At 72.8% G+C, this 13,517-nt stretch carries 14 protein-coding genes and 1 pseudogene; 7 read left to right on the forward strand and 8 right to left on the reverse strand.

Annotated features, from left to right (window positions below; all coding sequences use genetic code 11):
• Window positions 1–8: 8 nt before the first annotated feature.
• The 4 genes from yczE to AMK11_RS27375 all read left to right on the forward strand — a co-directional run bounded on the left by yczE (window position 9) and on the right by AMK11_RS27375 (window position 3,501).
• A complete protein-coding gene (gene yczE, locus AMK11_RS27360; protein ID WP_073730752.1) occupies window positions 9–674 on the forward strand; it encodes a membrane protein YczE in 666 nt (221 codons plus the stop codon).
• Window positions 671–1,447: a glycerophosphodiester phosphodiesterase gene (locus AMK11_RS27365; protein ID WP_073730753.1), complete on the forward strand. Its 777-nt coding sequence runs from the start codon at window positions 671–673 to the stop codon at window positions 1,445–1,447. The genes yczE and AMK11_RS27365 overlap by 4 nt, the downstream gene beginning before the upstream one ends.
• Before the next feature lie 52 nt (window positions 1,448–1,499).
• Window positions 1,500–2,849, forward strand: coding sequence for an MFS transporter (locus AMK11_RS27370; protein ID WP_073730754.1), 1,350 nt, complete (start codon window positions 1,500–1,502; stop codon window positions 2,847–2,849).
• A 277-nt stretch (window positions 2,850–3,126) separates the two neighbouring features.
• Window positions 3,127–3,501 (forward strand): RNA polymerase-binding protein RbpA, encoded by a 375-nt coding sequence (locus AMK11_RS27375; protein ID WP_003977404.1) that lies wholly within the window; start codon window positions 3,127–3,129, stop codon window positions 3,499–3,501.
• A gap of 128 nt (window positions 3,502–3,629) precedes the next feature.
• On the opposite strand, the gene fxsA is transcribed toward AMK11_RS27375, so the two are convergent.
• From fxsA to AMK11_RS27395, 4 genes are all read right to left on the reverse strand, one after another.
• The gene (gene fxsA, locus AMK11_RS27380; RefSeq protein WP_073730755.1) at window positions 3,630–4,202 is read right to left on the reverse strand and encodes an FxsA family membrane protein; all 573 of its coding nucleotides are present in this window, start codon (window positions 4,200–4,202) and stop codon (window positions 3,630–3,632) included.
• Between the two features lie 46 nt (window positions 4,203–4,248).
• Window positions 4,249–5,103 carry a polyprenol monophosphomannose synthase gene (locus AMK11_RS27385; RefSeq protein WP_073730756.1) on the reverse strand — a complete coding sequence of 285 codons (855 nt, stop codon included), beginning with the start codon at window positions 5,101–5,103 and terminating at the stop codon, window positions 4,249–4,251.
• A gap of 525 nt (window positions 5,104–5,628) precedes the next feature.
• Window positions 5,629–7,245: an amidohydrolase gene (locus AMK11_RS27390; RefSeq protein ID WP_073730757.1), complete on the reverse strand. Its 1,617-nt coding sequence runs from the start codon at window positions 7,243–7,245 to the stop codon at window positions 5,629–5,631.
• 78 nt (window positions 7,246–7,323) lie between these two features.
• Window positions 7,324–7,764: an Lrp/AsnC family transcriptional regulator gene (locus tag AMK11_RS27395; protein ID WP_019325021.1), complete on the reverse strand. Its 441-nt coding sequence runs from the start codon at window positions 7,762–7,764 to the stop codon at window positions 7,324–7,326.
• A gap of 260 nt (window positions 7,765–8,024) precedes the next feature.
• Between AMK11_RS27395 and AMK11_RS27400 the strand changes: the two genes are divergently transcribed.
• Together AMK11_RS27400 and AMK11_RS27405 are read left to right on the forward strand one after the other, a co-directional pair.
• Window positions 8,025–8,462: a hypothetical protein gene (locus tag AMK11_RS27400; protein ID WP_073730758.1), complete on the forward strand. Its 438-nt coding sequence runs from the start codon at window positions 8,025–8,027 to the stop codon at window positions 8,460–8,462.
• A gap of 156 nt (window positions 8,463–8,618) precedes the next feature.
• Window positions 8,619–8,900, forward strand: coding sequence for a hypothetical protein (locus tag AMK11_RS27405; protein ID WP_073730759.1), 282 nt, complete (start codon window positions 8,619–8,621; stop codon window positions 8,898–8,900).
• On the opposite strand, the gene AMK11_RS27410 is transcribed toward AMK11_RS27405, so the two are convergent.
• From AMK11_RS27410 to AMK11_RS27420, 4 genes are all read right to left on the reverse strand, one after another.
• Complete coding sequence (locus AMK11_RS27410; RefSeq protein WP_073730760.1) at window positions 8,863–10,035, reverse strand: acyl-CoA dehydrogenase family protein; 1,173 nt, start codon at window positions 10,033–10,035, stop codon at window positions 8,863–8,865. The two genes, AMK11_RS27405 and AMK11_RS27410, sit on opposite strands and share 38 nt — an antisense overlap.
• Before the next feature lie 226 nt (window positions 10,036–10,261).
• Window positions 10,262–10,918 (reverse strand): TetR/AcrR family transcriptional regulator, encoded by a 657-nt coding sequence (locus AMK11_RS27415; RefSeq protein WP_073730761.1) that lies wholly within the window; start codon window positions 10,916–10,918, stop codon window positions 10,262–10,264.
• An 82-nt stretch (window positions 10,919–11,000) separates the two neighbouring features.
• Window positions 11,001–11,141 (reverse strand): SCO1431 family membrane protein, encoded by a 141-nt coding sequence (locus AMK11_RS37605; protein ID WP_107429753.1) that lies wholly within the window; start codon window positions 11,139–11,141, stop codon window positions 11,001–11,003.
• A gap of 112 nt (window positions 11,142–11,253) precedes the next feature.
• Window positions 11,254–12,636: a peptidase C39 family protein gene (locus AMK11_RS27420; RefSeq protein WP_073730762.1), complete on the reverse strand. Its 1,383-nt coding sequence runs from the start codon at window positions 12,634–12,636 to the stop codon at window positions 11,254–11,256.
• Between the two features lie 188 nt (window positions 12,637–12,824).
• Between AMK11_RS27420 and AMK11_RS27425 the strand changes: the two are divergent.
• Window positions 12,825–13,444: pseudogene (locus AMK11_RS27425) on the forward strand (uridine kinase family protein).
• Window positions 13,445–13,517: the final 73 nt, after the last annotated feature.

Genomic DNA, 13,517 nt, shown 5'->3' on the forward strand with positions numbered 1-13,517 from the left:
GGCACCTCTTGTCCAGGCAGCGATCCGGGCAGCGGCATCTCGCACGGCGACTGACTCAGCTCTACGGCGGCCTGGTGCTGTACGGCGCCAGTTCGGCGCTGCTCGTCAGGTCCGGGCTCGGACTGGAGCCGTGGAACGTGCTGCACCAGGGCCTCGCCGAGCGCACGGGCCTGTCGATGGGCGTCGTGCTGACCATCGTGGGCGCGTTGGTGCTGCTGCTGTGGATTCCGCTGCGCCAGCGGCCGGGCCTCGGCACGGTCTCGAACGTGCTGGTGATCGGCGCCGCGATGGACGCGACGCTGGCCGTCGTGCCCGACGCCCACGGCTGGACGCTGCGGATCGCCGCGATGGTGGCCGGGATCGTCCTGAACGGCGCGGCCACCGGGCTGTACATCGCCGCGCGCTTCGGTCCGGGCCCGCGCGACGGACTGATGACCGGGCTGAACCGGCGTACGGGGCTGTCGGTGCGCCTGGTGCGCACGGCCGTCGAGATCACCGTGGTGGTGACGGGCTTCGCCCTCGGCGGCACGGTCGGCGTCGGCACCCTCCTGTACGCCGTGTCGATCGGCCCGCTCGCCCAGGTGTTCCTGCGCGTGTTCGCCGTCCCGGCGGCATCCGACGGCAGCACGGTGGTTGCCGCCGGTCAACCCCGGCGCGCGATACTGCGTCGGTGACCACCCCGATACGCCGTCCGCGCCACCCCTACCTGGACCACCCCGGTCCGATCGCCTTCGCCCACCGGGGCGGGGCGGCGGACGGCCTGGAGAACACGCTGCGCCAGTTCCGGCGCGCGGTCGAGGCGGGCTACCGGTACATCGAGACCGACGTCCACGCCACGCGGGACGGAAAGCTCGTCGCCTTCCACGACGCGACCCTGGACCGGGTGACGGACGGGGCCGGGCGGATCGCCGACCTGCCGTGGGAGAGGGTGCGCCACGCGCGCGTGGCGGGCGAGGAGCCGGTGCCGCTGTTCGAGGAACTCCTGGAGGCCTTCCCCGACGTGCGCTGGAACATCGACGTGAAGGCGGAGCCCGCACTGCTGCCCCTGCTGGAGCTGATCGAGCGGACGGGCGCCTGGGACCGGATCTGCGTCGGCTCCTTCTCCGAGGCGCGCGTGGTGCGCGCCCAGCGCCTGGCCGGGCCGCGCCTGGCCACCTCGTACGGCACCAGGGGCGTCCTCAACCTGCGGCTGCGCTCCTGGGGCGTCCCGGCGGCGCTGCGGAGTTCGGCGGTGGCCGCTCAGGTGCCCGAGGTCCAGTCGGGCATCCAGGTGGTGGACCACCGCTTCGTGCGCGCCGCCCACGCCCGCGGACTCCAGGTGCACGTCTGGACGGTGAACGAACCCGACCGCATGCACCGGCTCCTGGACCTGGGAGTGGATGGCATCATGACCGATCACATCGACACACTGCGCGAGGTCATGGAGGACCGCGGCGTCTGGGTCTGAGGACCCCGCCCGGCCCGGGGGGCGGCGCGGGCACGGGGAAGCGAGGGCACGGGTGGGCACCGACACCCTGCGGACGGACGCGGCCGACGGCGCCGACGGCCGGCGGCGCGAACAGCGCGGCTGGTACTTCTACGACTGGGCGTGCTCGGTCTACTCGACGAGCGTGGTCACCGTGTTCCTGGGGCCGTATCTGACCTCGGTGGCGGAGGCGGCGGCGGACGCGGACGGTTACGTGCACCCGCTGGGCATACCCGTGCGCGCCGGGTCGTTCTTCGCCTACTCGGTGTCCCTGTCGGTGATCGTGGCGGTGCTGGTGATGCCCCTGGTGGGCGCCGCCGCCGACCGCTCGGGCCGCAAGAAGCCGCTGCTGGCCGGCGCCGCGTACACCGGCGCGGCGGCCACGACCGCGATGTTCTTCCTCGACGGCGACCGCTACCTGCTGGGCGGCCTGCTCCTGGTCGTCGCCAACGCCGCGCAGTCCGTGGCGATGATGCTCTACAACTCCTACCTGCCCCAGATCGCCCCGCCCGAGGAGCGCGACGCGGTCTCCTCGCGGGGGTGGGCCTTCGGCTACGCGGCCGGGGCCCTGGTCCTGGTCGCCAACCTGGTCCTCTACACCGGCCACGACTCCTTCGGGCTGACCGAGAGCGAGGCGGTCCGTATCTGTCTGGCCTCCGCCGGGCTGTGGTGGGGCGCGTTCGCGCTCATTCCGCTGCGGCGGCTGCGCGACCGCCGTGCTCCCGCGCGGGAGGGCTCCGCCCTGCCCGGGTTCCGGCAGCTCGCCGCGACCGTCCGCGACATGCGGCGCCACCCGCTGACGCTGGCCTTCCTGCTGGCGTACCTGGTCTACAACGACGGCATCCAGACGGTGATCTCCCAGGCGTCCGTGTACGGCTCCGAGGAACTGGGCCTCGGCCAGTCCACGCTCATCGTGGCGGTGCTGCTGGTCCAGGTGCTCGCGGTGGCGGGCGCGCTGGCGCTGGGGCGGCTGGCGCGGAGGTACGGGGCCAAGCGGACGATCCTGGGGTCGCTGGTCGCCTGGACGGTCACGCTGGCGGCCGGGTACTTCCTGCCGGCCGGGGCACCGGCCTGGTTCTTTGTGCTGGCCGCCGGCATCGGGCTGGTCCTGGGCGGCAGTCAGGCGCTGTCCCGCTCCCTGTTCTCCCACCTGGTCCCGCCCGGCAAGGAGGCCGAGTACTTCGCGGCGTACGAGCTGAGCGACCGCGGGATGAGCTGGCTGGGGCCGCTGCTGTTCGGGCTCACCTACCAGCTGACCGGGAGCTATCGCGACGCGATCATCTCCCTGGTGGCGTTCTTCGTGATCGGTTTCGTGCTCCTCGCGCGGGTGCCGGTGCGGCGGGCGATCGGCGACGCGGGCAATCCGGTACCCGAAAGGATTTAGCACTCGGCGCGAAAGGGCTGTAGTGTACGCGTTTGGCCTGCCAGGCGTACCGTTACTGCGCGTCAAAGGTGCCGAATCGCTATGTCACATCTGCCAGCAGAGGTGACAAACCGGACGTCGGCGGGTACTGCACTGGTTGCAAGGCTGCGGCTGCGACGGCGACGCAGGGCCCGGATCGGGAGTCGGAACGGGAATCTTTACCGCCGCCCGGACGTTGACCGGATGACGACGACAGCGACACCTGTCCTGTGGGCGACAAGCCCGGGAGGCACGATTCATGAGTGAGCGAGCTCTTCGCGGCACGCGCCTCGTGGTGACCAGCTACGAGACGGACCGCGGCATCGACCTGGCCCCGCGCCAGGCCGTGGAGTACGCATGCGAGAAGGGGCATCGATTCGAGATGCCCTTCTCGGTCGAGGCGGAGATCCCGCCGGAGTGGGAGTGCAAGGTCTGCGGGGCCCAGGCACTCCTGGTGGACGGCGACGGCCCTGAGGAGAAGAAGGCCAAGCCCGCGCGTACGCACTGGGACATGCTGATGGAGCGGCGCACCCGCGAGGAACTCGAAGAGGTCCTCGAGGAGCGGCTGGCCGTTCTGCGCTCCGGCGCGATGAACATCGCGGTGCACCCGCGAGACAGCCGCAAGAGTGCGTGACAACCGTTCCTGACGGGAAACCGTAGGGGACACATATCGAACACCGCGGGTGCCGTACATGGATCTCATGTACGGCACCCGCGGTTTCGGTGTGTCCGCGGCGGCGTGGCGGCCGGCGCGCGGAGCGCTCAGTGGGTCAGCGGGGGGCGGGGGTCCTGCGGGGCGTCACCCGGCTCGTCCCGTATGACCTCGCCCTGGACGACCTTGCCGTCCGGCTGGTGCATGCGGGCCTGGCGGAAGGCGTCGCCCAGGGTGCCCGGGCCCGCCTCGCGGAGCTTGCGCTCCACCGTCCGCTCCGCGTAGCGGCTCACGGCCTTCTGGACCGGGGGCAGCAGCATCAGGAGGCCCAGCGCGTCCGAGACCAGGCCCGGGATGACGATGAGCAGTCCGCCCAGCATCATCAGGCCGTTGCCCTCGCTGTTCGGGCGGGCCCCGGGCGCGATGCCGGACTGCTGCTGTTGCACGGTCTCCTGGAGATCGCGGAAGGCCCGGCGGCCCGCCGCCTTGATCACCACGGAACCGAGGACGACGCCCGCCACCAGCAGCAGGAAGACCACGAACCCGCTGGAGGCACCCGCGACCACGGTCAGCAGCCAGATCTCCAGGACGAGCCACGCGGCGATGCCCAGCGGCAGGAAGGTGCGCAGCCTGGAGCGCGGGGGCCGGGCGGGTGAACTGGGGGTCTGAGCGCCAGTCGTCATACTCCCAGTGTGCCTGGCCCCGGCTCAGCGCGGCATAAGGGGGCGATCAGGCGTTCTTGTCCGTCGCCTGTGCCGGCTTGTCGCCCGCCGGCGCGTCCACCGCCCGGTCGGACTGCCGGTCGCGGCCCAGGACCTTGCCGACCCGCTCCCCCACGCCCCACGTGGTGACCCGCCAGAGCGCCTCGACGAGGATGTCGCGGCTCATCTTGGAGTCGCCGTGTTCGCGCTCGACGAACGTGATCGGCACCTCGACGACGTGGTAGCCGGCCTTGATCGCCCGACGGGCGAGATCGACCTGGAAGCAGTAGCCCTGGGAGGCCACCTCGTCCAGGCCGAGCCCCTCCAGCGTCTCGCGGCGGAAGGCGCGGTAGCCGCCGGTGATGTCGCGCAGCGGCAGGTCGAGTGCGAGGCGCGAGTACATGCTGCCGCCGCGGGAGATGAACTCGCGGGACCTGGGCCAGTTCACCACCCGGCCGCCGGGGACCCAGCGGGAGCCGAGCACCAGGTCCGCGCCCTTGAGCGCGGTGAGCAGACGGGGCAGTTCCTCGGGCTGGTGGGAGCCGTCGGCGTCCATCTCGATCAGCACGCCGTAGCCGTGCTCCAGACCCCAGTGGAAGCCCGCGAGGTAGGCGGCGCCCAGGCCTTCCTTGCCCTTGCGGTGCAGGACCTGGACGTGGTCGTCCCCGGCGGCCAGCTCGTCGGCGAGCTTGCCGGTGCCGTCGGGACTGTTGTCGTCGGCCACGAGCACGTGCGCCTCGGGGACCGCTTCACGCACGCGCGCGACGATCGCCTTGATGTTCTCCGCCTCGTTGTAGGTCGGAATGATCACCAAAGCCGTGCCCAGGGGACCGAACCGCCTCCCCTGTCCCGCCGCTGCGGGCGTCCCGTCGCCGTCGTTCACCGCTGTCCCTTCATCTCCGTACGCAGAGGACCACCATAATGGCCGCGGCCTGCGGGGACGTGACAGGACGTCCGCAAAGGGTGTCGTTTTCCCGGGACCGGGGTAGGGATAGGCGATTCGGGACCGTTTGCGCGGCGGATGGGGGCCCGGCGCCCTTCGGGCCGACCCGGGACCCGCCGGCTGCGGATCGACCTGGGCCGTTGTCTACTGAGCGCCCGGGCCCCACCCGGGTCACACCTCCCGACCGGCCGGAACGTTCCGTCGTCACGGCGCGAGCGCTGAGCCTGGCTCCCAGTGACGGTGCCCCGGTGCGGCACACCGTCCCTGACCCAGCGGCGCCGCGACGCGCGCGCGGAGGATTCCCCGGTCGGGCGTCCGGTGGTGGACTCCGCCGAACCTACCGGCCCCCCGCCGTCGCCTGTCAACAGTCGCTCGACCTGCGGCTTCCCCGCCAACCCCCAGGTCAGCGCGGAGGACGCGCAGGTCGCGGACGGGAGAAGATCATCGCCCCGTCGGCCGTGTGGATCACTCGCCCGGCCGTACGAACACCGTCCGGCCGCCCACCACGGTGCGCAGGCAGACGGGCAGGTCACCGCCCGGGGACAGGTCGGGCAGCCCCGGAGTTCCCGAGCGGGGGTCGGTCGACCAGCGGGCCACGCGGTCGTCGGGGGCCTGGACGACGAGTTCGCCGGTGCGCCACACGGCGTAGTCGGCGGGCGCGCCCGGCACCAGGGCGCCCGCGTCGTCGCGTCCGATCGCCCGCCAGCCGCCGCGCGTGTGCGCGGTGAAGGCCGCGCGGACGGAGACGCGGTGCTCGGGCGTGCGGTGGAAGGCGGCGGCCCGGACGGTGCCCCACGGGTCGAGGGGCGTGACCGGGCTGTCGGAGCCGAAGGCGAGCGGCACGCCGGCGCGCAGCAGGGCCGCGTAGGGGTTGAGGGCACGGGCCCGCTCGGCGCCCAGCCGCCGCGCGTACATGCCGTCCTCGCCGCCCCACAGGGCGTCGAAGGCGGGCTGGACGGACGCGGTCAGGCCCAGCTCGGCGAAGGCCGCGATGTCCTCGGGGGTGAGCATCTCGGCGTGTTCGACGCGGTGGCGGGCGGCGCGGACGCGGGCGAGGCCGAGCTTCTCGGCGGCCGCGCGCACGCCCTGGACCACGGCGCCGACGGCGGCGTCGCCGATGGCGTGGAAGCCCGCCTGGAGCCCGGCCTCGGTGCAGGCGACGACGTGGGCGGCGACGGCGCCGGCGTCCAGGTAGGCGGTGCCGGTGTGGCCGGCGTCGGCGTACGGCTGGTGCAGGCAGGCGGTGTGCGAGCCGAGGGCACCGTCGACGAAGAGGTCGCCGGCGGCGCCGACCGCGCCCAGTTCCCATGCCTTGTCGACGTCCTGTTCGGCCCAGTAGCCGATCACGCGCGGGCCTGCCTCCTCGGCCGCCAGCCGCAGCAGGCCGGTGAGGTCGTCCTCGGAGGAGATCTCCGGGCCCGCGCACTCGTGAACGGTCCCGATGCCGAGGGAGGCGGCGTGCGCGAGGGCGGCGCGCTGGGCCCCGGTGCGCTGGGCGGGGGCGAGGGCCCCGAGGGCGGCGGCGCGCACGGCGTGGTGGGCGTCGGCGGTGAGCGGGCCGTCCGCGCGGGGGACGTCGCCGGGGACGAGGTCGAGCAGGGCGGTGGTGACGACGGCCGAGTGGATGTCGATGCGGCTGAGGTAGAGGGGCCGCCCGCCGGTGGCAGCGTCCAGCTCGGCGCGGGCCGGGGGCTGCCCGTCGGGCCACCGGGAGGCGTCCCAGCCGTGGCCGAGGAGCACCCGGTCGGCCGGGCGGGCCGCGGCGAAGTCCCGTACGAGGGCGAGGGCGGCCTCGCGGGTGGGGGCACCGGAGAGGTCCAGGCCGGTGAGGGCGAGGCCGGTGGACGTCGTGTGCACGTGTGCGTCGGTGAACGCCGGGGTGACCAGGGCGCCGTCCAGGTCGATCACCTCGTCCACACCGTCGGCGAAGGCGTCTGCGGCGCCCTCGGAGCCGACCCAGGCGACCTGGCCGCGTTCGACGACCATCGCCGTCGCGAAGGGGTCGGCGGGACTGTGGACCTCGCCGCGGCGCAGCAGGACGGTCGTGGACGCGGTGGTGGACGAGGCGGTGGGCTCACTCATGGACACCAGTCTCGCCCCTCCCGGGGTACGCACCGCACGCAGGTCGCCCCGCACGCCACCCGTCGGACCCGGTCGCCGTCAGACCCGGGGCGGCCGGGCCTCGTACGGCGTGGAGAGCACGACGGTGGTCCGGGTCGAGACGCCGGCCAGGGAGCGCACCCGGGCGAGGAGTTCCTCCAGCTCGTGCGGGGTCGACACACGCACCTTGAGGATGTAGTTCTCGTCGCCCGCCACGCTGTGGCAGGCCTCGATCTCCGGGACGCCGGCCAGGCGGTCCGCGATGTCGTCGGGTGCGCTGGGGTCGAACGGTTTCACGGAGATGAACGCGGTCATCGGCAGCCCGACGGCCTCCGGGTCGACGACCGCGGCATAGCCGCGGATGACGCCGCGCTGCTCCAGCCGCCGCACCCGCTGGTGCACGGCTGACGTGGACAGGCCCGTGGCCTTGCCCAGGTCCGTGTAGCTCATCCGCCCGTCCTTGACGAGCAGCTGCACGATCTGTCGATCCAGCTCCTCCATGGCGCAAGAACCTACAGTGCGGTTGATCTCCTCGGATACCGAGCGGTCCGGGTCATGCCCGGTTCGTGATGTGGCGGGGGTGGGCCTGCGGCCGGACGAGCGAGCCGGTGCCGGGCACCTGCGAGCGGCATGTGACGAAGGCCACACCTTCCGTACGGTCTCCGTGATGTTCTCGTGATTACCCCGTATTGGGGACGGGAAGTGCTTGCTGTGGTCGAGGCCGCAGTGCCGTCACGGCCCAGCCCGAGGGGGAGAATCCCATGCAGAGTCTTAAGCGCCCTGGTCGTACCGCGCCCAAGCGGCAGCAGCCGGTCGTCGAGCCCGTACCGGAGGGCGTCGAACCCGACGCCCTCGACGACGAGGAACTCGAGGCCTACGACACCTTCGAGATGTACCGGGTGATCTGCCCGGACTGCGCGCAGCCCATCGCGCTGCTGGCGGACGAGGGGGTGCTGCCGGAGCACGCGCTGTGCGCCTCGCCGTGGAACCCGTTCGGGCTCACGGTCTGCGCCGGCACCGGCCGTCGGGCCTCCGAGGCCCGCCCGGCCGACGAGTCCTTCCGGCCCCACGAGCAGGACACCGCGCTGCTGCTGACGCTCCCGCGCGGCCTCGACTGGCGGACCCAGCCCTTCTCCCACGTCGGCGGCCCGGGCTCGCGCCCGATGCGGGTGCCGACGATGCGGCGCGAGGCGGCCTAGGACGCGGTTCGGCGCGCCGCCCCCGAACCATGGGGGGCGGCGCGTCGGCCCAGGTCGGCAGGGTGCGGCAAGGACGGATTGGTGCCGGACGCCCGCGAACTCACTCTCGATTCCGCGGGCCGGTGACCTGTCCGCACAGTGCCGCGTTGCCCTGGTATGACCCCCACGTACTCGGCGACCGGGCCTCGGCGCCGCGTGTTCGTCCCGGTGCCCGCCGGTCCGGTCCCGCCGGCTCCGCAGCTCCCGGACCCGCCGATCTACCGTGAGCTGATGCGCACCTGGGCCGACCGGGGCCGCACCCTGCCGGGGCGCGACGACCCCGAGTGGGTGAGGCTCGCGGCGCCCCCGCGCGGGCTCGGGGACTTCTTCACCACCGGTGACTTCCGGGTCACCGGTGACTTCAGCGTCCCTCGGGACCCGCGAGATGACGGGCGATGACCATCCGCTGGATCTGGTTGGTGCCCTCGACGATCTGCAGCACCTTGGCCTCGCGCATGTAGCGCTCGGCCGGGAAGTCGGCGGTGTAGCCGTAGCCGCCGAGGATCTGCACGGCGTCGGTGGTGACCCGCATCGCCGTGTCGGTGCAGTGCAGCTTGGCCATGGCCGCCTGCTTGGCGAACGGCAGTCCGGCGTCGCGCAGCCGCGCCGCCGTGAGGTACAGCGCGCGGCCGGCCTCGATCTGGGTCGCCATGTCGGCGAGCATGAAGCGCAGCCCCTGGAAGTCGGCGATCGGCTTGCCGAACTGGCGCCGCTCGGCCGCGTAGGTCACCGCCTCGTCGAGCGCCGCCTGGGCCACGCCGATCGCGCAGGCGGCGATGCCGAGCCGCCCGGAGTCGAGCGCGGACAGGGCGATCGCGAAGCCCTGGCCCTCGTCCCCGATGCGCCGGGCGTCGGGGACCCGGACGCCGTCGAGGTGGACCTGCGCGGTGGGCGATCCCTTGAGCCCCATCTTCTTCTCCGGCACCGCGGCGCTCAGCCCCTCGGCGTCGCCGGGGACCAGGAAGGCGGTGATGCCGCGCGGACCCTCCTCCCCCGTACGCGCCATGACCGTGTAGAAGTCGGCGATGCCGCCGTGCGTGATCCACGCCTTGGTGCCGGTGATGACCCAGTCGTCGCCCTCCCGCACCGCCTTGGTGCGCAGGGAGGCGGCGTCCGAGCCGGAGGCGGGCTCGGAGAGGCAGTAGGCGCCCAGCAGCCCGCCGCCGAGCATCGCGGGCAGGTGCTCGGCCTGTTGCTCCTTGGTGCCGAAGGCGGCGAGCGCGTAGGAGGCGAGGGTGTGCACGCTGACGCCGAGGCCGACGGTGAGGCGGGCCGCGGCGAGCTCTTCGAGGACCTGGAGGTACACCTCGTACGGCTGCTCGCCGCCGCCGTGCTCGGTGTCGTAGGGCAGGCCCAGCAGGCCGGATTCGGAGAGCAGGGCGAAGACCTCGCGCGGGAAGCGTCCGGCGTCCTCCTCCTCGGCCGCGCTCGGGGCGATCTCACGGAGCGCGATCTCGCGGACCAGTGAGATCAGGTCCCGTGCCTCGTCCGTGGGCAGTTGCCGGTCCACCGGCTGCGGGGCGCGGTCGGGCATGGCGACGCTCTCCTCCCTGTCGGGCGCGTCGGCGGAGGGCGTCTTGGGTGGACGCGGTTCCGCCGGCTCTGTTCGGCTGGGCCGATGCTCGCACTCCCGGGTCGCGGAAGCGGCTGACCAGCGGCTGTGGCCTGTGAGTATGCCCGATCGGAGGCACGGCGTCACCAGTTAACGACCGCTTACTTCGAGAAAGGGCCGGTAGGGCTCCGGCGGGCCCCGCCTCCGGTCAGTCCCGGCGGGCGGCGGGCGGGGCCGGGTAGGCGGGGTCCAGCTCCTCGATGGCGCGCAAGGTCCCGCCGAGCGACTTCACCAGCAGGTCGCGCATGGTCTCGCGGGGCAGCCCGGGGCGGCCGATCCAGTCCAGGGTGGCGCCCTCGACGCTGCACACCCAGGCGAGCAGGCCCATGCGGGCCAGCGGTCCGATGTCCGAGCGGCCGTACGCCCCCTCGGCGATGGTGACGGCGATCGCCTCGCGCACCCCGTCCCGGATGGCGTGCACCTCGGCGTCGAAGCCGACACCGCCGCTGACGATGGTGCGGTAGGCGGCCTGGTGGTGCTCGGCGTAGCGCAGGTAGCCGTCGATGGTCCGGTGGACTCGGTCCGCCTGCGGCAGTTCGGTGCCGCCCGCGGCGGTGGTGACCAGGTCGGCGACGGAGTCCTGGATGATCGCCAGGTAGTAGCCCCGCTTGGACCGGAAGTAGTAGTAGATCAGCCCCTTGGCGACATGCGCCTGGCGCGCGATGTCGTCCATCGACAGCGCGTCGTACGACGTGTCGGCGAACAACTTCCGCCCGATGGCGATGAGTTCGGCGCGGCGTGCGAGCGAACGCTCGGTGCCGCGCGCCTGGGGACGGGCGTCGGCGCGCTGTTGACTGATATTCAATTTCGACCCTGGTCTCCTACGGGGGGCGGGACATCCGCAGTATGGCAGGCCGGGTCGTGGGGCAGGTCACATGCGGGTCACGTCACAGCAGGCCCAGCTGGACCACGAGCATCGCGAGCACCACGACAAGGGTCCAGCCCATGACGTGCTCGAGGATCTTCGGGCCGTCTTCCTTGGGGCCGCCGGTACGGACGCGGGTGGCGGTGGCGGTGTGTGCGGTCATGGCTTCTCGCTGCTCTCGGGCTTCGGCTTCGGTGAGGTCCCCCCGCTCACGGTGTCCACCTTGCCACCGTGAGCGGCTTTTGCGGCCGAGAGCTTGGTCACAGCGGGGCCGGTCAGCGCACGCCCACCGCCGCGAGGGCCTTGCGCTGACGCGGGCTGGGGTGCGCCGGGAAGTACAGGTAGCAGACGCCGCCGGTTCCGGAGACGACCTTGCCACTGGCGTTGTACCGCTTGGTCCGCAGCCAGATGTTCTCCCACTCGCGCCGCTTGTAGACGCGGCGCACGGCCTCGTTGTCGTCCGAGGCCGGGTCGTTGGCGATCACGTCCCCGTCGGCGGTGAAGCCGACCACGGTCATCAGGTGGCCCGCGGTGCCGTAGCCGGCCCCGGTCAACTCCTCCTCCAGGAAGGACTGGGACGTGATGGCCGGGATGCCGGCCGCGATCAGCGTCTCCAGGTCGGTGAGGGAGCCGAGGCGGGTGACCACGCCCTGGAGGTCCTTGAAGGTGGCCGCGTAGGCGGCGTTGAAGGGCCAGTTGCCGCAGCCGGCGTACTGGTAGTCGTACGTGTACCGGGCCGCGTGGCAGACCTGCGGGTCGGCGTAGGAGGGGTCGACCCAGGCGAGCTGCTCCTCGGTGAGCCGGCCGCCCCAGTACTCGATGATCATCTGCGAGGAGGTGGGGCTGCACCAGGCCTCGCCGCCGTTGTCGTACTCGGGGTACTGGCCCTTGTGGATCTCCTGGGAGTAGCGCGGGACGCGCAGTTCCCGGGCGAGACCCGGCGTGGAGGCGGGCACGGTGAAGCGGTCGGGGACGTCGGAGCCCATCGCGCCGAGCCGCCAGACGGTGGGCGTGGCCCTCGTGCCCGGGCGGCGGTACAGGGTGAGCCGGAGCCGGTACGAGGCCAGGCGCAGGCCGGTGGAGGCGTCGTCGACCGAGAAGGTGTCCGTCCAGACGCTGCTGCGGCCGTCGCCCTGGTCGTCGACCGAGGTGCGCCGGATGTCCTGGTCGCCGTCGCCCGCCGTCCAGCGGCCCATCACGTACCAGGGCGTGTCCGTGCCGTCGGAGTAGGTCCCCTTCAGCTCGACCTGGATCCAGGTGCCGGACGGGGTGTGCGCGTTCCAGGAGGCGATGGCCTCGGTCGCGGGCACGGCGAGCCGGTGGACCGGCGAGGTCCAGGTCGCGTACTCCCAGGCCGCGGTCCTGCCGGTGTGCGGGTCGGTGTGGTCGGCGGTGCCCGCCGGTGTGCCGATCACGACACCGGGCCGGGCACCGGCGACGGCGCGGGCACCCCGCACGGTCCCGCACCGCCAGTCCCGGAACGTGGTCCAGGCGCGGTAGTCGGCCTGTCGGCCGGGGGTGCGGCCGGCGTCCGCCGGGCCGCCGCCCTCGCCCGCCGCGGCTTCGGCGGCGGTGGCCGGGATCGCGCCGCCGGCCACCGCGGCGGCGACCGCGGCGGCCAATACGGTTCTGCGGGACGGCTGTTCGGCTCTGCTCATGGGTGGAGAACCCCCAGGTGTCCGAGTCGGGCGGGTCCGTTGCACGGTCGTGCGCCAACTATGGCCGCAGGCGTCCGCTCCTGCCAGCACTTCTGCACGCGCCACGCCATGAACATTGGTGTCTACCAGTGGCGCGGTTAGGGTGCGTGCGAACACCGCCCGCCCCTTCGCACCACTCGGGACCCGCCATCCACGACCTCGCAGACCGGCTCCGCCGGCTTCCCCCGTCCTGCGGCCCCGTACGTTTGATCGGCGTCGACGGGCACGCCGGTTCCGGGAAGTCCACGTTCGCCGGGCTGCTGGCCGCGGAGCTGGGAGGCGCGCCGGTGCTGCACCTCGACGACATCGCCAGCCACGACGAGCTCTTCGACTGGACCGGACGGCTGCTGAGCCAGGTGATCGAGCCCCTGCGGCGGGGCGACACCGCGCACTACGCCCCCTACGACTGGCGGGCCCGGCACTTCTGCGCGCCCCGGCCTCTGCCGCCGGCCCCGGTGGTGCTGGTCGAGGGTGTGGGCGCGGGGCGCGAGGCGCTGCGCCCGCACCTGGCCCGGCTGTTCTGGATGGAGTTGCCGCGCGAGGAGGCATGGGGGCGCGGACGGGCGCGCGACGGAGCGGAGCAGCGGGCGTTCTGGGACGGGTGGATCCAGGCGGAGCGCCGGCACTTCGCCACCGACCCGTCACGCCCCTTCGCGCATCTTCTGGTGCTGCAGCGCGAGGAGGGGTACGAGGTGCTGCCGGGACCCGCGGGACTCGTCTCCCGACCCTGATTCTCACCCAGAGTGACGAGCCGTCCGCAATGTGCTGAACTCGTGAAGATCGCTGTGCGACACCGGGCCGGAACGCCTCAACTCCGCTTGACCCAGGGCCCGTACAGGTCT

Source organism: Streptomyces sp. CB02414 (assembly GCF_001905385.1).
Lineage (GTDB): Bacteria > Actinomycetota > Actinomycetes > Streptomycetales > Streptomycetaceae > Streptomyces.